Annotated in this window: 18 protein-coding genes and 2 tRNA genes; 10 read left to right on the forward strand and 10 right to left on the reverse strand. The window is 73.7% G+C overall.

Features of this window, described 5'->3' with window-relative positions:
- Window positions 1-2: 2 nt before the first annotated feature.
- Both ABZ172_RS21710 and ABZ172_RS21715 read right to left on the reverse strand, forming a co-directional pair.
- Window positions 3-1103, reverse strand: a complete 1101-nt coding sequence (locus ABZ172_RS21710; protein WP_356885410.1) for an LLM class flavin-dependent oxidoreductase — start codon at window positions 1101-1103, stop codon at window positions 3-5.
- A gap of 134 nt (window positions 1104-1237) precedes the next feature.
- Complete coding sequence (locus ABZ172_RS21715) at window positions 1238-2002, reverse strand: decarboxylase (RefSeq protein WP_356885412.1); 765 nt, start codon at window positions 2000-2002, stop codon at window positions 1238-1240.
- A 184-nt stretch (window positions 2003-2186) separates the two neighbouring features.
- Between ABZ172_RS21715 and ABZ172_RS21720 the strand changes: the two genes are divergently transcribed.
- From ABZ172_RS21720 to ABZ172_RS21750, 7 genes are all read left to right on the forward strand, one after another.
- Complete coding sequence (locus ABZ172_RS21720; protein ID WP_356885414.1) at window positions 2187-3146, forward strand: D-2-hydroxyacid dehydrogenase; 960 nt, start codon at window positions 2187-2189, stop codon at window positions 3144-3146.
- Window positions 3147-3363: 217 nt separating this feature from the next.
- Window positions 3364-4266: an ectoine/hydroxyectoine ABC transporter substrate-binding protein EhuB gene (ehuB, locus tag ABZ172_RS21725; protein WP_356885416.1), complete on the forward strand. Its 903-nt coding sequence runs from the start codon at window positions 3364-3366 to the stop codon at window positions 4264-4266.
- 19 nt (window positions 4267-4285) lie between these two features.
- Complete coding sequence (gene ehuC, locus ABZ172_RS21730; protein WP_356885418.1) at window positions 4286-5020, forward strand: ectoine/hydroxyectoine ABC transporter permease subunit EhuC; 735 nt, start codon at window positions 4286-4288, stop codon at window positions 5018-5020.
- On the forward strand, window positions 5017-5661 hold the full coding sequence (gene ehuD, locus ABZ172_RS21735; protein ID WP_356885420.1) for an ectoine/hydroxyectoine ABC transporter permease subunit EhuD: 645 nt from the start codon (window positions 5017-5019) through the stop codon (window positions 5659-5661). Before ehuC ends, ehuD begins: the two co-directional genes overlap by 4 nt.
- The gene (ehuA, locus tag ABZ172_RS21740) at window positions 5651-6478 is read left to right on the forward strand and encodes an ectoine/hydroxyectoine ABC transporter ATP-binding protein EhuA (protein ID WP_356885422.1); all 828 of its coding nucleotides are present in this window, start codon (window positions 5651-5653) and stop codon (window positions 6476-6478) included. Before ehuD ends, ehuA begins: the two co-directional genes overlap by 11 nt.
- 173 nt (window positions 6479-6651) lie before the next feature.
- Window positions 6652-7413 carry an IclR family transcriptional regulator C-terminal domain-containing protein gene (locus ABZ172_RS21745; protein ID WP_356885424.1) on the forward strand — a complete coding sequence of 254 codons (762 nt, stop codon included), beginning with the start codon at window positions 6652-6654 and terminating at the stop codon, window positions 7411-7413.
- Window positions 7414-7660: 247 nt separating this feature from the next.
- Window positions 7661-7734 (forward strand) — tRNA-Lys (locus ABZ172_RS21750).
- 63 nt (window positions 7735-7797) lie between these two features.
- On the opposite strand, the gene ABZ172_RS21755 is transcribed toward ABZ172_RS21750, so the two are convergent.
- From ABZ172_RS21755 to ABZ172_RS21765, 3 genes are all read right to left on the reverse strand, one after another.
- A complete protein-coding gene (locus tag ABZ172_RS21755) occupies window positions 7798-8388 on the reverse strand; it encodes a lytic polysaccharide monooxygenase (protein ID WP_356885426.1) in 591 nt (196 codons plus the stop codon).
- A gap of 166 nt (window positions 8389-8554) precedes the next feature.
- Complete coding sequence (locus ABZ172_RS21760; RefSeq protein WP_356885512.1) at window positions 8555-10402, reverse strand: SPFH domain-containing protein; 1848 nt, start codon at window positions 10400-10402, stop codon at window positions 8555-8557.
- Window positions 10403-10805: 403 nt separating this feature from the next.
- Window positions 10806-12092, reverse strand: coding sequence for a peptidoglycan-binding protein (locus ABZ172_RS21765; protein ID WP_356885428.1), 1287 nt, complete (start codon window positions 12090-12092; stop codon window positions 10806-10808).
- A 168-nt stretch (window positions 12093-12260) separates the two neighbouring features.
- On the opposite strand from ABZ172_RS21765, the gene ABZ172_RS21770 reads away from it, so the two are divergent.
- A tRNA-Lys gene (locus ABZ172_RS21770) sits at window positions 12261-12334 on the forward strand.
- Between the two features lie 759 nt (window positions 12335-13093).
- On the opposite strand, the gene ABZ172_RS21775 is transcribed toward ABZ172_RS21770, so the two are convergent.
- The 5 genes from ABZ172_RS21775 to ABZ172_RS21795 form a co-directional block, all read right to left on the reverse strand.
- Window positions 13094-13846: a class F sortase gene (locus ABZ172_RS21775; RefSeq protein ID WP_356885430.1), complete on the reverse strand. Its 753-nt coding sequence runs from the start codon at window positions 13844-13846 to the stop codon at window positions 13094-13096.
- Window position 13847: 1 nt separating this feature from the next.
- A complete protein-coding gene (locus ABZ172_RS21780; RefSeq protein ID WP_356885432.1) occupies window positions 13848-14411 on the reverse strand; it encodes a hypothetical protein in 564 nt (187 codons plus the stop codon).
- Window positions 14412-14477: 66 nt separating this feature from the next.
- The gene (locus ABZ172_RS21785; RefSeq protein WP_356885434.1) at window positions 14478-15272 is read right to left on the reverse strand and encodes an HAD-IIA family hydrolase; all 795 of its coding nucleotides are present in this window, start codon (window positions 15270-15272) and stop codon (window positions 14478-14480) included.
- Window positions 15273-15416: 144 nt separating this feature from the next.
- The gene (locus ABZ172_RS21790; protein WP_356885436.1) at window positions 15417-16301 is read right to left on the reverse strand and encodes a hypothetical protein; all 885 of its coding nucleotides are present in this window, start codon (window positions 16299-16301) and stop codon (window positions 15417-15419) included.
- 365 nt (window positions 16302-16666) lie between these two features.
- Window positions 16667-17794, reverse strand: a complete 1128-nt coding sequence (locus ABZ172_RS21795) for an ROK family transcriptional regulator (RefSeq protein ID WP_356885438.1) — start codon at window positions 17792-17794, stop codon at window positions 16667-16669.
- A 56-nt stretch (window positions 17795-17850) separates the two neighbouring features.
- On the opposite strand from ABZ172_RS21795, the gene ABZ172_RS21800 reads away from it, so the two are divergent.
- Together ABZ172_RS21800 and ABZ172_RS21805 are read left to right on the forward strand one after the other, a co-directional pair.
- Window positions 17851-18957, forward strand: a complete 1107-nt coding sequence (locus tag ABZ172_RS21800) for a Gfo/Idh/MocA family oxidoreductase (protein ID WP_356885440.1) — start codon at window positions 17851-17853, stop codon at window positions 18955-18957.
- Entirely contained in the window at window positions 18954-19433 is a 480-nt protein-coding gene (locus tag ABZ172_RS21805; protein WP_356885442.1) for a heme-degrading domain-containing protein, read from the forward strand. Before ABZ172_RS21800 ends, ABZ172_RS21805 begins: the two co-directional genes overlap by 4 nt.
- The last annotated feature ends 28 nt before the right edge of the window (window positions 19434-19461 follow it).

Below are 19461 nucleotides of genomic sequence, written 5' to 3' on the forward strand. Positions count from 1 at the left end.
GGTCAGCCCGTCCGGGGCAGGCCGTAGGCGTCGGCGATGAGCTCGTAGGAGCGCAGCCGGGCCTCGCCGCCGTGCGCGTTAGCCGTGATCATCAGCTCGTCCGCGCCGGTGCGCTTGGCCAGGTCGTCCAGGCCCGTGCGGACCTCGTCGGCGGTGCCGTGGACGATGTCCTTCAGCCAGCCGTCGACGAACTCGCGCTCCATGGGGCTGAAGTCGTACGCCTCCGCCTCCTCGGGGCTCGGCACGAGGCCGGGGCGCCCGGTGCGCAGCCGGACCATGGACAGGGCGCCGGTGAGCACCTGGCGCCGGGCCTCGCGCTCGTCGTCGGCGGCCAGCGCCGCGACCCCGATGAGGGCGTAGGGGGCGTCGAGGACCGCGGAGGGCTTGAACGACTCCCGGTACAGGTCCAGGGCCGGGACGGTGTTCCGGGCCGAGAAGTGGTGGGCGAAGGCGAAGGGCAGGCCCAGGACGCCGGCCAGCCGGGCGCTGAAGCCGGAGGAGCCCAGCAGCCAGACGGGCGGCCGTCCGGGCGACTGGACGCCGCCGGGCGAGGTGGCCTGCACGGGTCCGGGCACGGCGTGGATACGCGCGTAGGGGTGCCCGTCCGGGAAGTCGTCGTCCAGGAAGCGGGTCAGCTCGGCCAGCTGCTGCGGGAAGTCGTCGGCCCCCTCGTTGAGCCGGTCCGTGCGGCGCAGGGCGGCGGCGGTGGCACCGTCGGTGCCGGGCGCCCGGCCCAGGCCGAGGTCCACGCGGCCGGGGGCCATCGCCTCCAGGGTCCCGAACTGCTCGGCGATCACCAGCGGGGCGTGGTTGGGCAGCATCACCCCGCCGGAGCCGAGCCGGATGCGCTCGGTGTGGGCGGCCAGGTGCGCGAGGATCACGGCGGGGGACGAGGAGGCCACACCGGGCATGGAGTGGTGCTCGGCCACCCAGAAGCGGTGGAAGCCGCGACTCTCGGCGAGCCTGGCGATGTCCACGCCGGTGCGCAGGGCCTGGGTCGCCGTGCGGCCCTGGCCCACGGTCACCAGGTCGAGCACGGAGAGCGGCACGGGAGCCGTACCGCCTGCCGTGCCGCGAATCTGGTCGCCTCGGTTGTCGTCCACGTGTTCGGCCTCTCCGGTGCTGCGTCTGGGTACCGGGACACTCAACAGGAGGATGGCTCCGCTTATTCCCGGGGCGCCCGGGACACGGGAACATCTCTTCCCGGCCGGCCGCCGCCGTCCCGTGCGGGCGCGCCCTACTCCCGCACCTCGATGCCCCGGGGCGCGGAGGCGCCCGGCGGGGGTTCGCGGGTGGCGAAGAGGGCGCCGAGGGCGGGGGCCCAGATGTGGCGTTCGGCCAGCCGGAGCCCCTCCCAGACGGCCACCTGGTTGGCGGTGAGCACCGGCTTGCCGACGGCCTCCTCCAGCTCCGGCACGCACGCGGCGGTGTGCAGGGCGTTGTCGGGGAGCAGGACCACCTGGGCGTCCGGGTGGTCCCCGGCCACGACCAGCTCCTTCACGAGCTCGGCGTCCGCAGCCGCCGCCTCGGACGCCGCGATGATGCCGCGCCCGCGGGAGGCGGTGACCTCGACGCCGCCGGACTCCAGGAAGCCGGCGAAGAGCGCGGCGACGTCCTCGGAGTAGGTGGCGGCGACCGCGACCCGGGACGCGCCGAGCTCGCGCACCGCCTGGACGAAGGCGACGGAGGTGCTGGACGCGGGGAGTCCGGCGGCCCTGGCCAGCCCGGCGGCCTGTGCGTGCGCCCCGTCCCAGCCGTAGGCGAAGCTGCCGCCGGAGCAGGCCCAGACCAGCGCTTCCGCGCCCGCCATGCGCAGTTCCTCGACGCCGGCGCCCAGGCGCTCGGGCGTGCCCGCCTCGCGGAGGTTCCCGACCCGGCGGTCGTCCTCGTCGATGTCGGTGTGGAAGAGCGGCACCCTGATGTCGCTGTCGAGCATGACCTCGATCCGCGGGAAGTCGTCCTCCGCGGCGTGGCCCGGGTAGAGAAGTCCTACGGTCGTCATGTCCGTCCTTCCCGTGCGTTCCGGAGGGTGCCGCAGGTGCTCGCGGCACCGCCGCCCCCGCTGGGACAAGTATTCCGCTCCGGCCCCGCGCCGTCGCCCGCAACCGGCATGACCTGGGGTTCCTCCCGCAAGGGCGAAGCCCTGTTGACGGGCGTGTGCCCCGGTGCGAGCGTGGGCATTCCTGATGACCGCTCCCGTGATCCTCGTCCTGGACTCCGACCCGCCGCCGCGCCTGGGCCGGCTGACCGGCCGTGCCGTCGTCCGGCACGCCGACGAGCGGACGCTGGCCGCGCGGCTCCCCGAGGCGGACGTGCTGCTCGTCTGGGACTTCACCTCCGACGCGGTCCGCGCGGCCTGGCCGGGCGACGGGCCCCGGCCCCGCTGGGTGCACACGGCGAGCGCCGGGGTGGACCGGCTCCTCTGCCCGGAGCTGGCGGCCTCCCCCACCGTCGTCACCAACGCCCGGGGCGTCTTCGAGCGGCCGATCGCCGAGTACGTCGCGGGGCTGGTCCTGGCCTTCGCGAAGGACCTGCCTCGCACACTGGACCTCCAGCGGCAGCACCGGTGGAGCCACCGGGAGACCCGGGGGCTCGCCGGCACCCGTGCCGTGGTGGTCGGGGCGGGCCCCGTCGGCCGGGAGATCATGCGGCTGCTGAACGCCCTCGGCGTCCGGGTCGCGCTCGTCGGACGCACGGCGCGGCGCACGATCCACGGGGTCGAGGACCTGGACCGGCTGGCGGCGAGCGCGGACTGGGTGATCGCCGCGGCCCCGCTGACGGAGGCGACGCGCGGCATGTTCGACGCCCGCTTCTTCGGGCTCCTCCAGCCCTCCGCGCACTTCGTCAACGTGGGGAGGGGCCTGCTGGCCGTCGAGGAGGACCTGGTCGAGGCCCTGCGCCGGCGGTGGATCGCGGGCGCCGCGCTCGACGTGTTCCAGGAGGAGCCCCTGGACCCGTCGAGCCCCCTGTGGGACGTGCCCGGCCTGCTGGTCTCCCCGCACATGAGCGGGGACACGGCCGGCTGGCGCGACCGGCTGGGCGAGCAGTTCGTCGCGATGTACGAACGCTGGGCGGCCGGCGAGCCGCTGCCCCACACGGTGGACCTGCGGCGCGGTTACGTACCGTCCACCGACATCCCGGACTGACGGACGGGCATGACGGGCCGTCATCGGGGAATCCGCAGCGGGAACACACCCTGCGATCCGTCCGTCGCCCTCCGCCGACGACGAGACACGGGAAGGTCACCCTCCGGCCACCGTTCGATCACCATGGCGGGGCCCGCTGCATAGGTGTCCCGGATCGGGCAGGTGCTCAGCCTGTCCGGACCGTTCGACACCCGATTTCCCCAGGAGACCGCGAACCATGGCTGACGTCCCTCACCTGTCCCGTCGGAGCTTCCTCAATCGATCCGCGGCCGTGGGAGGTCTGCTCGTCGTTCCCGGCCTCCTCTCGGCGTGCAGCAAGACCGACGCCGGCGCCGCGGACGGCGCGGGCGCGCTCGACACGCTGCGCAAGCAGGGCTTCGTCCGGGTCGCCTACGCCAACGAGGCGCCGTACGGCTACATGGAGGGCAAGGAGCTCAAGGGCGAGGCCCCCACCCTGCACCGGGAGATATTCAAGGCGCTCGGCGTCGACGAGCTGAGGCCGACCCTCTCGGAGTGGGACGGTCTCATCCCCGGCCTCCAGGCGGGCAAGTACGACGTGGTCAGCGCGGGCATGGCCATCACCCCCGAGCGGTGCGCCAACGCCCTCTTCTCCGAGCCGGAGTTCATCTCTCCCACCGCCCTGATGGTGAAGAAGGGCAACCCGAGGAAGGTCACCGACCTGGCGTCCGCGAAGGCCGCGGGGATCACCGTCGGTGTGATGTCCGGCGCGGTCGAGGCCTCGTACGCCAAGGGCGCGGGCATCGCCGAGGGGAAGATCAAGACGCTGCAGAAGCCCCAGGACGGCGCGGACGCCGTCAAGGGCGGCCGGATCGACGCCTTCCTGCTCACCGGCATCTCGCTGCGCTGGCTCGCCAAGACCAACCCGGACACCGAGGTCACCGAGGCGTTCGTCCCCGAGCTGGACGGCACGAAGCAGTTCTCCCCGGGCGGCGCGGTCTTCCGCCAGGGCAACGAGGACCTGCGGGACTCCTTCAACCGCGAGCTCAAGAAGATCGTCGCGGACCGGAACCGCTACGTGGAACTCCTCCAGGACTACGGCTTCGGCGCCACCGAGATCCCGCCGGCCACGCTCAAGACGGCCGATCTGTGCAAGGGCTGACGAGGGCGGACCACACCGTATGAGTGACTTCTTCTCGACCCTTCTCGACGAACTGCCCCAGGTCGGCGCCGGCCTGTGGGTGACCGTCCAGGCCACCGTCCTGGGCTCGCTGCTCGCCCTGCTGCTGTCGTTCGCGCTGGGCCTCGCGGCCGGGAGCAGGCTGCTTCCGGTGCGCGGTGTCTCCCGGACCGTCGTGGAGTTCTTCCGCGGCACCTCGCTGTACATCCAGCTGTTCTGGCTCTACTACGCCATGCCCCAGCTGACGGGCTACGAACTGACCCCGCTGCTCTGCGGCGTCGTGGCGTTCGGCCTGAACTACGGTGCGTACGGCTCCGAGATCGTGCGCGGCGCGATCAACTCCGTGCCCCGCGCCCAGTACGAGGCGGCCGTGGCGCTCAACATGACGCCGCTGCACCGGATGCGCAAGGTGATCCTGCCGCAGGCCTGGGTGCAGATGATCCCGTCGTTCACCAATCTGCTGATCCAGCTGCTGAAGTGCACGCCGCTGCTGTGGCTGATCTCCGCGGCGGACTTCATGACCACCGTCGAGCACATCCGCAGCCTGACCGGTGAGACCCTCACCGCGTATCTGCTGCTGCTCGCCGTCTACTTCGTGCTCGCCTACGCGCTGACCCTGCTGATGAACCTGCTGGAGCGGTCGGCGAAGCGCCGGCTGGGACTCGGCACCGGCGGGCGCAGCCTGTTCAGGACCCGTACGGCGGAAGCCGTCACCACGGCCGGAGGTGCCCGGTGAACCAGACATTCGACTGGGACGCCGCCGGGGACGCCCTTCCCCTGCTGCTCGAAGGATTCCGGGTCACCCTGCTCGCGACCGTGCTCGGCACGCTCGTGGCCGCGGTGCTCGGGCTGGCCGTCGCGGTGGCCGGCCGGGCCCCGTCCCGGCTGGTCACGGTGCCGGTGAAGGCGGTGACGGAGTTCGTGCGCGCCACCCCGCTGCTGGTCCAACTGGTCGGCGCGGCGGCGCTCTTCACCTCCGTGGAGCCGCTGACGATCGGAATCGTGGTCCTCGGCGTCCACTACGCCGCCTACACCTCCGAGGTGTACCGGGCGGGGATCGACGGCGTCCCCAAGGGCCAGTGGGAGGCCTGCCGGGCGCTCTCGATGTCACCCCGCCGGACCTGGCAGGCCGTGATCCTGCCGCAGGCGGTGCGCAACGTGCTGCCCGCCCTCGGCAACTACGCGATCTCGATGTTCAAGGAGACCCCGTTCCTCGCCGTGATCACGGTGCACGAGATGGTCTTCGAGGCGCGTGCCTACGGCGCCGACCACTTCGCCTACACCGAGGCGTTCACACTCGCCGGACTGGTCTTCCTGGTCGCGAGCTACCCCACGTCGCTGCTGATGAGAAAGCTGGAGAAGCGCCTTGGCCACTGAACCCGCCCCCCTGGAGAAGCCCGCGACCGGGGACGCCCTGCTCACCGGTACCGAGCCGCTGGTCCGCTTCGACAAGGTCGTCAAGCTCTACGGCGACCACGTGGTCCTGGACGAACTGGACTTCAGCGTGCGACGCGGCGAGCACGTCACGCTCATCGGCCCCAGCGGCTCGGGCAAGACCACCATCCTGCGGCTGCTGATGACCCTGGAGAAGGTCAGCGACGGCGTGATCTGGGTGGACGGCTCACCCCTCTCGCACGTGCGCCGGCCCGACGGTTCGCTGAAGCCCGCGGGCGAGAAGGAGCTGCGCGCGTCCCGGAAGAAGATCGGGATGGTGTTCCAGCAGTTCAACCTCTTCCCGAACATGAAGGTCCTCCAGAACATCACCGAGGCCCCGGTCAACGTCCTCGGCATGGACAAGGACGAGGCGGAGGCGCGGGCCAGGGAACTGCTCGACCTGGTCGGGCTCTCCGGCAAGGTCGACGCGCATCCCTCCCAGCTCTCCGGCGGCCAGCAGCAGCGCGTCGCCATCGCCCGCGCGCTGGCCATGCGGCCGGAGATCCTGCTGCTCGACGAGGTGACGTCGGCGCTGGACCCCGAGCTGGTGGCCGGGGTGCTGGACCTGCTGAGCGACATCGCCCGGTCCACCGACATCACGATGCTCTGCGTGACCCACGAGATGAACTTCGCCCGGGACGTGTCCGAGACGGTCCTGATGTTCGACGCGGGCCGGGTCGTGGAGTCCGGTTCGCCGGAGAAGATCTTCACCGACCCGGAGCACGAGCGGACGCGCGAATTCCTCAACGCGGTGCTGTGACCTCGCCCCGGACACGGTGATCGTGACAATGGCATATGCCAGACGAGTGCGCCCCAGCTGACGGAGCCGGGGCGCTCCGTCAACTCCTCCGCAGGGCCTGTAAATCGGCCATCTGGCGACTATCGTGGATCGTGAGCGTGCGGTCACAACCGGTAGAGGCCCTGGAGGGAACCGTGGTGTTGAAGCCGGAGCCGAAGGCGCCGTTCCTTTCGGTGCAGTACGCGCTGCGGGTGCTGGAGTCGGTGTCCACGCACGGCGGCGGGGTGACCGAGGCCAGGATCTCGCGGGAGACGGGCCTCCCCTCCGGACACCTCACCCCGCTCCTGACGACGCTGCGCCGCGAGGGGTACGTCGAGCGGATCACGGACGGCGCGTACGTCGTCGGCTCCTCCCTCCTGGAGCTCGGCTCGGGCGCCGCCCGCAGGCGGGCCCTGGAGAACAGGCTCCAGCAGACACTGGTGCAGCTGCGGGACTCGGTCGGCGCGGCGGTCTACGTGAGCCGCTACGTCGACGGGGAGATCCGGGTCACGCAGGTGGCCGACGGGCCGCGCACCCCGGCCGTCAACGAGTGGGTGGACTTCCGCTCGGCCGCGCACGCCAGCGCGATCGGCAAGTGCCTGCTGACCCAGCTCGACCAGAACGGCCGCCGCGACCACATGGCACGGCACCGCATCGCGCGGCTCACCTCCCGGACGATCACCAGCGAGAAGGTGCTGTTCTCCAAGCTGGACAGCCAGCCGGCGACCGTGCCGGTGCTCGACCTCCAGGAGTACGCCGTCGGCACGGTGTGCGCGGCCGTCCCGCTGACGGCGGGCTCCTCGGCCGGCTGCCTGGCCCTGTCCCTGCCGATCGAGCACGCGCACCGGCTCCGGGCCGCCGCCGACACCCTGAACCGGCGGGCGGCGCCGGTCCTCCTCTCGCTGGCCCTGCACTGAGCGACCGGGCCGCGCGCTTCCGATCCGCCCCGGGTCCGGCCCGCGCCCGCCCCGGACCCGGGCACACGCCGAGGACCGCTCGGCACCGGGCTGCGGGGACCCCGCCCGACTCCCGCCCGACTCCCGTCCGGCCCGCATCACCGCAGGTCAGGAGCAGTGCGGCACCGGCGGGCGGGCACCGGGGGCCCACCGGCGGGCAGGTGTCATCAGCACCCCTGGGAACCAGGTATTATTTTCGAGTCAGCAGGCGCCGTTAGCTCAGTTGGTTAGAGCAGCTGACTCTTAATCAGCGGGTCCGGGGTTCGAGTCCCTGACGGCGCACCGACATCACAGTGGGCGGTCCCCTCCGGGGGACCGCCCACTGTGCGTTGCGGGGGCGTTCGGTCAGAACTGCACGTCGGAGCACGCGTAGAACGCGTTGCTGGTGTCGGCGACGTTCCAGACGGCCAGGATGATGTGCTTCCCGGTCTTCCCGGTGGGCATCGAGCCCTGGTGCGTCAGCGTCGCCGGGGGCTGCTGGTTCCCGTACGGCACCGTCAGGAAGGGCTGCGAGTCCAGGGCGGCCCGGGTGAGCGGCTTGCTGGAGTCCCAGCCGTTCTTGGTGATGTAGTAGCGGAAGTCGCTGGTGGAATGCCGGGCGGTGAACTGCCAGCGAAAGCCGTAGCCCTGCCCCGCACTGACCTTGGTGGCGGGCCAGGCGCCGCCCCGCGGGTCGTCGAGCTGGGCGAACTGGCTGTTGCCGCCGGAGCAGATCTTGCCGTCCGCCGGTCCCGCCGCCGGGAAGCCCTTGGGCCCCTCGACGCTCTGCGGCTCCCACTGGATGTTGCCGCAGTTGGCGACGGTGCCGTTGGCGCAGAGCTTCTGCCGGCTGAGGGGGGAGTCCGTGTAGCCGTGACTGCTGGCACTGCTGGTCGCGAACATGGAGACGCCCGCTATCGCCAGGCCGATGACGGCCGCGCTTGCCCTTTTCCGCATGGTGTGTCGCTCCTCGAGAACGTGGGGGATGTTCTGGGGATGATCCGAGCCGTGCTGCGCATCACTTGTGCGGTCTAGACCAAGTCCAGATTATTGACACGCCATGGACATGTCCAGACCAATGAGGGTCGGGTTTTCGGGGGTGTGTCCGTGCGACCGAGGACGGTCACCCCTTGTCCCCGCCGCTCCGGCCGGTGTAGAAGGCCACCGTCAGATCCCTGACCAGCGCCTTGTGTTCGTAGGCGTCGAGCTCGACGATGCCGCGCGCGGTCAGCCGGCCGACCGTGTCGTCCACGGCGTCGACCACGGAAGTCAGCACGCCGTCCCGGTGCCGGGCGTCGATGGCCGCCACCCGGCGCCGCTGCATCGCCGCCGCGATCTCGGGGGCGTACTCGATACCGGTCGGCTGCGCGGAGTACACCTCGATCCCCACGGGCACGCAGTCCGCCTTCAGCATCCCCGTCAGCGCGTCCCCCACCGCCTCAGCGTCGCGCAGGGTGTGGGTGTCCTCCTGGAAGGCGTCGGCGGGCAGCTGGGAGAGGACCCGGGCCAGGGCCGCCTCCACCTGGTCGCGGAGATAGCACTCGTGGTCGGCGACTCCGAGCGTGGCGCGCGCGGTGTCCTTCACCCGCCACACGACGAGGACCTCGACCCGCAGCGCGGTGCCGCCGGCGTCCACGGCCGACAGCGGCTCACTGCGCCAGTGCCGCAGGCGTACGTCGATCCGGCGGCGCCGCAGCAGCGGGGAGATCCACAGGAGACCGGTGCGGCGGACGCTGCCCCGGTAGTCGCCGAAGAGCGTCAGCACGGAGGCGTGGCCGGCCCGCCCCCGGCCCAGACCGCAGCAGATGAACAGCACCACGACCGCCAGCAGGGCGAGCAGCGCCCAGGCCACGGCGCCGATGCCGTCGTACGGGCGCACCCCGAGCCCGAGCCGGCCGGTCACGGCGGCGGGGAGTGCGCCCTGCCACCCCAGCACGGCGAGTCCGGCGGCCGCGCCCGCGGCCACCGCGGTCAGTGCGGCCCAGCCGGGTACGACGGGGCCGGGCCGCTCGGCGATCCGGGGATCGGCGAGCGGCGCGGGCCGGGTGGGAGCGTGCGCCCGGGGCGACCGCGGCACGGGCGGACGGCGGTCGCCGTTCCGCAGCGCGCCGCCGTTTCCGGGGGCGGTCCCGGAGCCGTTCACCGGGCCGTGCTCGCGTGCGGTCGCGGGGGCGGCCCCGCCCGGGCCGGCGGGGGCGGCAACGGGAGCGTCGTCCCGGAACAGCAGGTGCACGGGGATGGTCGCGGTGGTCTCGGTGGCGATGACCGGCTGCCGCCGTCCGGCACCCCACCAGGCGACCGGGTCCGCGGCACCGACGGTGAGCGCCACGGGGGCGCGCCCCTCGTCGCCCGCCGGCCGGGGCGCACCGGGGACCCGCTGACGGGAGTCGGGCGCCGCGCCCCTCCGGGCCACCGGTCCCGGGCCGGCCGCCACTCCCTCCGGCACGTCCCCCACCCGGCCGGGCCACGCCTCCCCCACCGGCTCCCCGCCCGCCGGACCCGCAGCCTCCAGCGGCTCCGGCGCCACTCCTTCCGGAATCACGGGGTCGGGGAGTGCACCGTCCGGCGCTGCCCGACCGGGGAGCTCAGGCTCCGGCGCCACTCGTTCCGGAATCACGAGGTCGGGAAGCTCACGGTCCGGCGCCACTCGTTCCGGCACCACCGGATCGGGGAGCGCACGGTCCGAAGCCTGTCCTTCCGGAACTACCGGGTCGGGGAGCTCACGGTCCGACGCCCTCACTTCCGGCGCCACCGCTTCCGGAACCATCGCTTCAGGCACCGCCGGATCGGGGAGCTCAGGCCCGCGCAGGGCCGGCCATGTCGGCGTCGGCCGCTCCTCCGGAGCCGGCGCGGGCCGCAGGTCCGGGGCGCTCGGGCCGGGTTCCGGGCCCAGGTCGAGGTCGAGCTCCGCCGGGGCGGCCGGTCCTGTCACCGCCACCGCGTCCAGGGCGGGGCCCAGGTCGGCCGGGATGTCCGGATCGCCAGTGCCGGCCGGGGGTACGGGCTCCGACGAGGGGCCGGCCGGCACCGGGGGCACCTCCTCGGCGAGGGGTCCGCCCGCCCCGGGCACCGCATCCGCCATATCCGCCGCCACATCCGCCCCCGCCGCCGCACCCACCGCCGCCGCATCGACCGGACCCGCATCGACCGGACCCGCCGCGGGGGCCGTCAGCGGATCAGGGGCCGGTGCCCCGCCGGGCTCCGGCCGCCCGGCGCCGTGACCCTCCGGGGCCGCCCGGCCCGGCGCGTCCCGTGGACCGGGTCCGGGCACGACGACCCGCGTGACCCGCTCCCCCAGCTCGTCCCACTCGCCCCGTACGTTCTCGGTGGATCGCATTCCCGCCTCCGTCATGTCCGTTCCGCCGCTTCAGCCGTCACGCGAAGAGCCGTCGCCATGTCTCCGGCCCCGGATAACCGTCCGCAGCGTTTCCGCTCCAGCCCTGGGCGCGCTGGAACGCCTGGACGTTGCGGCGGTCCGCCTCCGTCCACCTCGGGCCCGGCCCCGAGGTGTAGTACCTGCCGTATCCCTTCTTGACCAGCCGGGCGCCGAGCTTCCGGACGTGGTCGTTGGACTGCCCGGGGGCGAAGAAGCGTTTTCCCGGGTACGCGGCCGAGCCGCCGGTGGTGCTGCCGCTCCCCGCCGCGGGGATCCGGTGTCCGGTGCCCTTGACCAGCAGGCTCCAGGTGCCCGGGCCCGGGATCCCGTCCGCCTCCTTGCCCTTCCACCCCTGCGCCAGCTGGAACGCCCGCGTCGCCCGCTTGTCCGCGTCGCTCCAGCGGGGTCCCGCGCCGGTCGCGTAGAAGCGCTTGCCGCCCTGGGCGATGAGCATCTGCCCGAGCCGGGTCACGTGCGCGTTGTTCGCGCCGGGGCCGAACTTCGCGGTCCCGGGGAACGCGGTGGCCGAGCCGCTGCCGCCCGTGCCGCTGACGATGCCCTTGTAGCGGTAGGCGACGTACTTGGAGGAGTTGTTCCAGTACGCCATGGGCGTGGTCGCCTTCCTCGCGTGCGGGCTGGTCTGCTCGTACGCGAGGTAGTGGGTGTGGGTGTGGTCGGTCCAGCCGCCGAAGACCGTGACGTGCGAACCGGCCGAGGGGTCCGCCGGGTTGTGGAAGAGGAGGATGTCGCCGGGCCGCAGGTCGGCCCGGGCGATCTTCGTGCCGAAGGCGGCGAGGCTGCCGGTCCACTGGTTCGTGCCGAGGTTCCACACCATCGACACGAAGCCCGAGCAGTCCTGGCGGTAGCCGTCCGACCAGTACGCCCCCATGTTGTAGGGCACCTTGGCCGTCACCCATTTCTGGGCGCGGTTGATGATGTCGGTCCGGGTCGTCGCGCGCAGCGTGGTGGCCGGGGCGGCGGGCGGGCCCGAGGCTCCGCTGTCGCTCAGGGGTCCGACCGTGCCCTGCGGGGTGACCGGCTGGGGGTCCACCGCGGTGTCGGTGCGCGCGCCGCGGCCGGCGGCGGTCGCGGCGGCCTGGCCCGCCCCGCAGGACAGCACCACCCCGGCCGCGGTGACCATGACCAGCGCCCTGCGCGCGCCGTGGGCGGCAGGGTGGCCGCCGTGGCGTACGGGCAGCGCCGCAGCCGTACGGCGCTGCTGGGCACAGCCCGGACAGCCGCAGTCGGCGGGGGGTTCGTACTCCTCGAAGACCGGCACAGTCATGCGACTCCTCTTCCCTTCGGCAGTCATCCAGATCGTCCATAGATCACATTGACGGCATCACTCATGTTGACTGACTAAAGGGAAAAAACGACCATCCGACAGGCCGTGCCGCAAAGGAATTGGTCGGGAGCACGCCCGGACATCGGGTAAAGTTCTCCAGGTCAGCAGGCGCCGTTAGCTCAGTTGGTTAGAGCAGCTGACTCTTAATCAGCGGGTCCGGGGTTCGAGTCCCTGACGGCGCACGCGAATGCGAGGCCTCCTCACCGAGTGTGAGGGGGCCTCGCTGCTGTGCGCCACGGCGCGGGGCTCGCCCCGGGGGCGCCTTTCGCCCCCCTCGTACGCCGTCTTCACGGTATTCACCGAAATCGCACATACGGCTGGTGAAAAGCCTGCTCAGCCCTTGCGTCCAGGCCCCGCACCGAGGACCCTGGCCTGGTGCCGCCCCGGGGTCGCGCTCCCCCGGGACCGGGTGCGCGGAGCGGCGCCGCGGCGGGCGTGGACCCGCCGCCCGCCCACCGGGCGCCCTCACGCAGAGTCGCCGGGGACGGAGCACCACCCCGGGATCGCCGCCGCCCGGTCGGCCGGCCTCCGGCACCGCACCGTGGATGATCCAGTTCCGTTTTCTTCACATCCGCGCGCCGGGCGGGAGCCGGGGGACGGATGTTCGGGCGTGGGTCAGAGCGGCGCGGACGCCACTGCCGGGCGGCGACGCGCTTGCCGCCGCGGTCGGCTGCCCGGGGTCCGCTGGCGCCGGCGGTCGGCTTCCGCCCGGTTCCGGACATCCTGCCGCAAGCGCCCGGAGCACCGGGCGCCGTCGCCCTACAGTGGCGTCCCGGTGCGCGCCCCGACCTCCCGCGCCGTGCCCGGGTCACTCCCGCGACCCCGGGCACCGCGGTCGAGGACCGGCCCGGCCGGCGACTCCGAGGGGGAGCGGACGCCGACCGGGCCGGATCGTCCCCGGCACGGGCCCGTGCCGGGCACGGCACCTCGGGCCCGGTGCCTCAGAGGTGACTTCCCGCCGCCGCACCCCTCGCCTCCGCGAGCGCCCCCGAGGAGCGCCCCGCGGAAGCCGCCGCGGAGTCCCCGGCGGGTTTCCGCCCGGGCTTCTCCGCCGTCAGGTACGCGGAGACGACCACATTGGCCGTGTACGCACGCGCGTCACGGTCGTAGCGTCCACCGCAGGTGATCAGCCGGAGCTCCGCGCGCCCGCCCTCCCGGGGCCCGTACGCCTTCTGCGCGTCGAACCGCTCCCGGGTGAAGACCTGGACGTCGTCGATGGTGAACTCGGCGACCTTCCCGTCGGACCTGCTCACCCGGACCTTCTCGCCGGGCTTCGCGGCGCTGAGTCCGTAGAACACGGCGGGCTTGGTCTCGGTGTCGACGTGGCCGACGAAGAGGGCGGCGCCCTCCGAGCCCGGCTCGGTGCCGTCCGCGTACCAGCCGACGGCCTTCGGCGTCGCGAACGGCGGGGGCTCGATCGCCCCGTCGGCGTCCAGTCCGCGCCGCACCACGGTGGCGTCGATCCCGACGGAGGGGATCTCGACCCGCTGCGGCGCGGCGCCGCCGAGCGGGTCGTGGGCCGGGGGCAGCGGTGCGCCCAGGGGGCGGCCGACCGCGGCGACGTCACCGGTCGTGGGGGCCGAGTTGCCGGCGGTGGCGGCGCGGCCCCACAGCCACAGGCCCAGCAGGACGACGGCCCAGGTGACACCCGTCAGCAGGCGGCCGGTTCCGGCGGGGCGGTCCGGGGCGGACATGTCAGTGGAGAGCCGAGCGGCGGCGGCGCACGCTGCGGAACGCGACGGCGACGGCCGCGACGGCGCCCAGACCGAGGCCGATCACCGCGTGCCGGGTGCCGGGGCGTCCGTCGGCCGCGGCCTCCTCGGCGAGCACCGCGGTGCCTCCGCCGCCCGCCCGCACGGGGGCGACGGGCGAGGGCCGGCCGTGCGAGGCGACCGTGACCGTGCCGGTGGCCCTGCCGTGGCCGTCCTTGCAGGTCACCCAGACCTCGTAGTCGTCGGCTGCGGCGTCGGAGCGGATCCGGGCGTGGGCGACGAGCACCGAGCCGTCGGCCGGCTCGAAGTGCGCCTCGGAGGCGAACGCCTCGGAGTTGCCCCGGGCCGACCGGTCCTTGCCGCAGACGTCCACCCGGAGCTCCACCTCCCCGCCCGGGGAGACACGGGACGGGCTGACCGAGACCGTTCCGGAACGCTGCTCGTTCCTGGGGTCGCCGGCTTTCGCGTGGGCCGCCGCGGCGGACGCGGGCAGGGCTATCGTCCCGGCCGCGATCGCGGCACAGAACGTGAGGGACAGTGAGCGCATCGTAAACCTCCTGAACGAAGATTCACGCCCGGGAGGCCGCCCCGCATCCGCTGTGACCCGCTCGGGTTACGCCGTCGGCAGGTCCACCAGGTCGACGAGGTCCGCGATCGAGTCGACCACCGTGGAGGGCCGGAACGGGTAGCGGTCCATGTCGGCCTCCGTGGTCAGACCGGTGAGGACGAGGAAGGTCTGCATCCCGGCCTCCAGCCCGGCCAGCACGTCGGTGTCCATCCGGTCGCCGATCATGGCGGACGTCTCGGAGTGGGCGCCGATGGCGTTGAGCCCGGTGCGCATCATCAGGGGGTTGGGCTTGCCCGCGAAGTACGGGGCCTTGCCGGTGGCCTTGGTGATCAGCGCGGCGACGGAACCGGTGGCGGGCAGCGGGCCCTCGGCGGACGGGCCGGTCTCGTCGGGGTTGGTGCAGATGAAGCGGGCACCCCCGTTGATCAGCCGGATCGCCTTGGTGAGCGCCTCGAAGCTGTACGTACGGGTCTCTCCGAGGACGACGTAGTCCGGCTCGTGGTCGGTGAGGACGTAGCCGATGTCGTGCAGCGCCGTGGTGAGGCCCGCCTCGCCGATGACGTACGCCGTGCCGCGCGGGCGCTGGTCGTCCAGGAACTGCGCGGTGGCCAGGGCGGAGGTCCAGATGTTCTCCACGGGCACGTCCAGACCCATGCGCTTCAGGCGTGCGTGCAGGTCGCGGGCGGTGTAGATGGAGTTGTTCGTGAGGACCAGGAAGGGCAGTCCGGAGTCCCGCAGCCGCTTGATGAAGGCGTCGGCCCCCGGGATCGGTGTGCCCTCGTGGATGAGGACGCCGTCCATGTCGGTCAGCCAGGATTCGATCGGCTTGCGCTCTGCCATGTGACGGGCTCCTGCCGTACGCGCTGTGCACCCGGGGGTGCTGGACGCCGGCGGCACCGCGCTGTGCAGCGCCGACGCACCCGATTTTAGGCTGCCCGCTCCGGCGCACGGAACCGGTCGGTCGCACGGACCTGCCGCACCGGATCAGCGGCGCCCGCCGCGCAGGCGCCGGGACCAGAGCACGGCCGCAGCCCCGGCGAGGACCAGGGACACCGCGGCGAGGCCCGCCCGGAGCGTGCGGTCGTGGCCGGTGCGGGCGAGTTCGGGCACGGGGTCGCCCTCCGCGTCCCTCGTGACCCCGTCCTCCCCGGCCGCCTCGTCGCCCCCGTCGACGACGACGAAGGTGTACGCCGCCGACTCGCCCACCCACTCCCCGTCGCCGCCGGCCCGCTCCGCCCCGTCGTCGGCCGCGGCGGTGCGCCGCTGGACGATGGCGGCGTGGGCCGTGACCGTGCCGGGCCGGGTGTCGGAGGTGAACGCCATCCGCACCCGGACCGTCACCGTCTTCCTCGCGGGCACGGTGAAGCCGGCGAAGTCGTCGTCCTGCTCCCCGCCGCCGAAGACGCCGATCTGCTCGTCGCGGTCGGTGGACTCCCAGCTCACCCGGTGCTCCTCGGCGGGGTGCGCCCGCTCGGTGAACTCCAGCTGGATCTGTTCGGCCGTGAGCGTGCGGTCCTCGTCGGTCAGGACCAGCACGGGGTGGATGGAACGGCACGACCGGGAGGTGGTGTTGGTGAGGTCGAGGAACCAGGTGCCGTAGCCGCCGCCGGAGGCGTAGGTGTCGGGGCCGCCGTGGATGCGCGTCTCGATGGGGAAGTCCTCGCCGTCCGGGTCGCCGCAGCCGGGAGACTCCGGGGCGGCGACGAGTGCGGTGCCCGCCGCGGCGCTGGTCGCGGCGGGGACGGTGACCGGGATGGCGACGGCGGCCGGTACGCCGAGGAGGCTCACGGGCACGACCAGCCCGGCGGCGAGTCCGAGGCGGGTGAGGGCACGGCCGTCGCGCAGCCGTGCGGGGGGTCTGCTGGACATGGTGGATCACCCTTCGCTGCTCGCGAACGGCCGGGGGCGGGGGCCGCCGGCGCTGCCGCACGGGCCGGACGTCCGGCCATGGCGATGCGTTTCCGTGCGTGACGCTGTCACGCACGCGCGAGGGGTGGCCACCACCCGGCGGCGTACACCGCCCGTTCGGGCGTCATGGTCCGCTCGATCGGCCCTGCCCCACGGCGCGCCTGCGCGGGTTCCCCCGGTGTGCCCCTCGGGGGGGCTCCCGCCGGGGACGAGCAGCCGGGGCGGACGGCCCGCGGTCCGGGGGCCGTCCGGGCGGGCGTTCCGGTGGGGGTGGGGGCGGCCCGCGGCACCCGGTCCGGGCGCCGGCCGTCCGGGGCGGGGGGCCCTCAGTCCGGTGCGCCGCCGTCCTCGCCCGCGCGGCCGAAGAGCGGGGCGAGGACCAGCTGGGCCGCGCCCTCCGCGACGGGGCGGTCGCCGCCGGCCACGGTGACCGGGACGGCGGTGACGGCGCCCTCGCGGCGGGCGCGTTCCTCGACGACGGCGCGCACCCCGCGGAGGTAGGCGTCCTCGTGGGCGGCGACGGTCCGGCCGCCGAGGACGACCCGGTCGATGTCGAGGAGCCCCACGAGATTGGCGGCGCCCGCCCCCAGGACCCGGGCCGCCTCGGCGATGTCGCCGCGGGCAGCGGCGGCCAGGCAGAGCGCCTCGACGCAGCCGCGCCCGCCGCAGTCGCACGGGGGGCCGTCCAGCTGGAGCGTCTGGTGGCCGAACTCACCGGCGCCGGTGCGGGCTCCGCGGTGCACCGCTCCCCCGAGGACGAGCCCGGCGCCGAGGCCGGTGCCCAGGTGGAGGTAGACGAAGTCGGAGTCCGCCCGCTCCCGCAGGGCGAGGCCGAGCGCGGCGGCGTTGGTGTCCTTGTCGACGACGACGGGCAGCCCGGTGCGCTCGGCGAGGGCGTCCCGCAGCGGGTAGCCGTCCCACTGCGGGAAGCCGGTGACCCGGTGCAGCACTCCGCCGCGGTGGTCCAGCGGGCCGGGCAGGGCGGCGCCCACGCCGAAGACCGGCCGGATCGCGTCCCCGGGGGCGTCCGCCCGGACCGCCCGGACCGCGTGGGCGGCCGTGGCGAGGACCTCGTCGGCCGGGGCCCCGAGGTCGAGCGGGAGGGTGCGGGCCGCGACCGTGGTGCCGGCGAGGTCGGCGAGGACGGCGGTGAGCTCGTCGCGGTCCAGGTGGAGTCCGACGGCGTGTCCGGCGTCCGGGACCAGGCGCAGGACGGTGCGGGGCTTGCCCCCGGTGGAGGCGAGCCGGCCGGCTTCCGCGGCGAGCCCCTCGGCCCGGAGCCGGGTGGTGATCTTGCTGACGGCCTGCGGGGTGAGCCCGGTGCGCTCCGCGAGCTCCAGCCGGCTGATGCCCCGCTCACCGGCCACGCGCAGCAGATCGAGGACGAGCGAGGCGTTGTGGTGGCGCAGGGCCGGGAGGTTGGCCCCGCCGCTCCTGCTGCTGCTCCTGTTCACCACACCATTGTCCCCATCGCTTGCACTTTGGCAACAGCGTTGCTTAAGTGGGTCGCATGACTGCCAACGCTCCTCTGCGCGTCGGGCTCGTCGGCTACGGCCTGGCGGGTTCCGTCTTCCACGCCCCGCTGGTCTCCGCGACCGCGGGGCTCGTCCTCGACACGGTCGTCACGTCGGACGAGGAGCGGCGGGCGCAGGCCCGCGCCGAGTTCCCCGATGTGCGTCTGGCCTCCTCGCCCGAGGAGCTGTGGCCGCGCGCGGACGAGCTGGACCTGATCGTGATCGCCTCGCCGAACAGGACCCACGTACCGCTCGCGAGGGCCGCCCTGGAGGCCGGGCTCCCGGTCGTCGTCGACAAGCCGCTCGCCGGCACGGCCGCCGAGGCGCGTGAGCTGGCCGCGCTGGCCGCGGAGCGGGGGCTGCTGCTCTCGGTGTTCCAGAACCGCCGCTGGGACAACGACTTCCTGACCCTGGCCGGCCTGATCGAGGACGGCGAGCTCGGCGAGGTGCAGCGTTTCGAGTCCCGTTTCGAGCGGTGGCGTCCGCAGCTGAAGGGCGGCTGGCGGGAGTCGGGCGACCCGGAGGAGATCGGCGGGCTGCTGTACGACCTGGGGAGCCATGTCGTCGATCAGGCGCTCACCCTGTTCGGCCCGGCGGTGCAGGTGTACGCGGAGTCCGACGTGCGCCGCCCCGGCGCGGCGGCCGACGACGACACGTTCCTCGCGATCACCCACGTCAACGGGGTGCGCTCGCATCTGTACGCGAGTGCCACCACGGCGCAGCTCGGCCCGCGCTTCCGGGTGCTCGGCTCGAAGGCCGGCTATGTGAAGTACGGCCTGGACCCGCAGGAGGCGGCGCTGCGCGAGGGGGCGCGTCCGACGGCCGGCGAGCCGTGGGGCGAGGAGCCCGCGGAGCTGTGGGGGCGGGTCGGTTCCGGTGAGTCCCCGCTGACCGGCGGCGGCGACCCGGTCCGCACCCTGCCGGGCGACTATCCCGCGTACTACGCCGCGGTGGCCTCCGCCCTGCGCGGCGAGGGTGAGAACCCGGTGACGGCGCTGCAGGCGGCCGCCTCGCTGGACGTCCTGGAGGCGGCACGGCGCTCGGCCCGCGAGGGCGTGTCCGTGACCCTCCTTCCGCACCACGACGAGGAGGGCCACGCATGAGCACCGGCGCCCCGAGCGTTTCCGAGCTGATCGCGCAGGAACGGCGGCTGACCCTGCCGCACTTCGGCTACGACGACGCGTACGCGCTGGGCGGTCTGCTGGTCGCGCTGGCCCGCGAGCGGCACGCCCCGGTCGCGATCGACATCCGGCGGGGCTCCCAGCAGCTGTTCCACGCGGCGCTGCCGGGTTCGAGCGCGGACAACGACGCCTGGATCGACCGCAAGCGCAGGGTCGTGGAGCGGTACGGGGAGAGTTCGTACCTCGTCGGTACGCGCTTCCGGGCGAAGGGCACGACGTTCGAGGAGTCCTCGCGGCTCGACCCGGACACCTACGCCGCGCACGGGGGTTCGTTCCCGATCGCCGTGGAGGGAGCCGGCGTGATCGGTTCGGTCACGGTGTCGGGCCTGCCGCAGGCCGAGGACCACGCGCTGGTCGTGCAGGCGCTGGAGCAGTTCACGGCGCGCCCCGAGGCCTGAGGGCGACACCCGGGGGCCGCCTCCCGGC

The sequence above is a fragment of the Streptomyces sp. NPDC006296 genome, assembly GCF_040613235.1.
Lineage (GTDB): Bacteria > Actinomycetota > Actinomycetes > Streptomycetales > Streptomycetaceae > Streptomyces.

Bases quoted from the DNA above. Each gene is read 5' to 3' on its own strand.
- ehuB (WP_356885416.1), top strand. From the start codon at position 3,364: ATGGCTGACGTCCCTCACCTGTCCCGTCGGAGCTTCCTCAATCGATCC.
- ABZ172_RS21780 (WP_356885432.1), bottom strand. From the start codon at position 14,411: ATGCGCTCACTGTCCCTCACGTTCTGTGCCGCGATCGCGGCCGGGACG.
- ABZ172_RS21805 (WP_356885442.1), top strand. From the start codon at position 18,954: ATGAGCACCGGCGCCCCGAGCGTTTCCGAGCTGATCGCGCAGGAACGG.
- ABZ172_RS21765 (WP_356885428.1), bottom strand. From the start codon at position 12,092: ATGACTGTGCCGGTCTTCGAGGAGTACGAACCCCCCGCCGACTGCGGC.
- ehuC (WP_356885418.1), top strand. From the start codon at position 4,286: ATGAGTGACTTCTTCTCGACCCTTCTCGACGAACTGCCCCAGGTCGGC.
- ABZ172_RS21775 (WP_356885430.1), bottom strand. From the start codon at position 13,846: ATGTCCGCCCCGGACCGCCCCGCCGGAACCGGCCGCCTGCTGACGGGT.
- ABZ172_RS21785 (WP_356885434.1), bottom strand. From the start codon at position 15,272: ATGGCAGAGCGCAAGCCGATCGAATCCTGGCTGACCGACATGGACGGC.
- ABZ172_RS21720 (WP_356885414.1), top strand. From the start codon at position 2,187: ATGACCGCTCCCGTGATCCTCGTCCTGGACTCCGACCCGCCGCCGCGC.
- ABZ172_RS21790 (WP_356885436.1), bottom strand. From the start codon at position 16,301: ATGTCCAGCAGACCCCCCGCACGGCTGCGCGACGGCCGTGCCCTCACC.
- ABZ172_RS21755 (WP_356885426.1), bottom strand. From the start codon at position 8,388: ATGCGGAAAAGGGCAAGCGCGGCCGTCATCGGCCTGGCGATAGCGGGC.
- ABZ172_RS21715 (WP_356885412.1), bottom strand. From the start codon at position 2,002: ATGACGACCGTAGGACTTCTCTACCCGGGCCACGCCGCGGAGGACGAC.
- ABZ172_RS21800 (WP_356885440.1), top strand. From the start codon at position 17,851: ATGACTGCCAACGCTCCTCTGCGCGTCGGGCTCGTCGGCTACGGCCTG.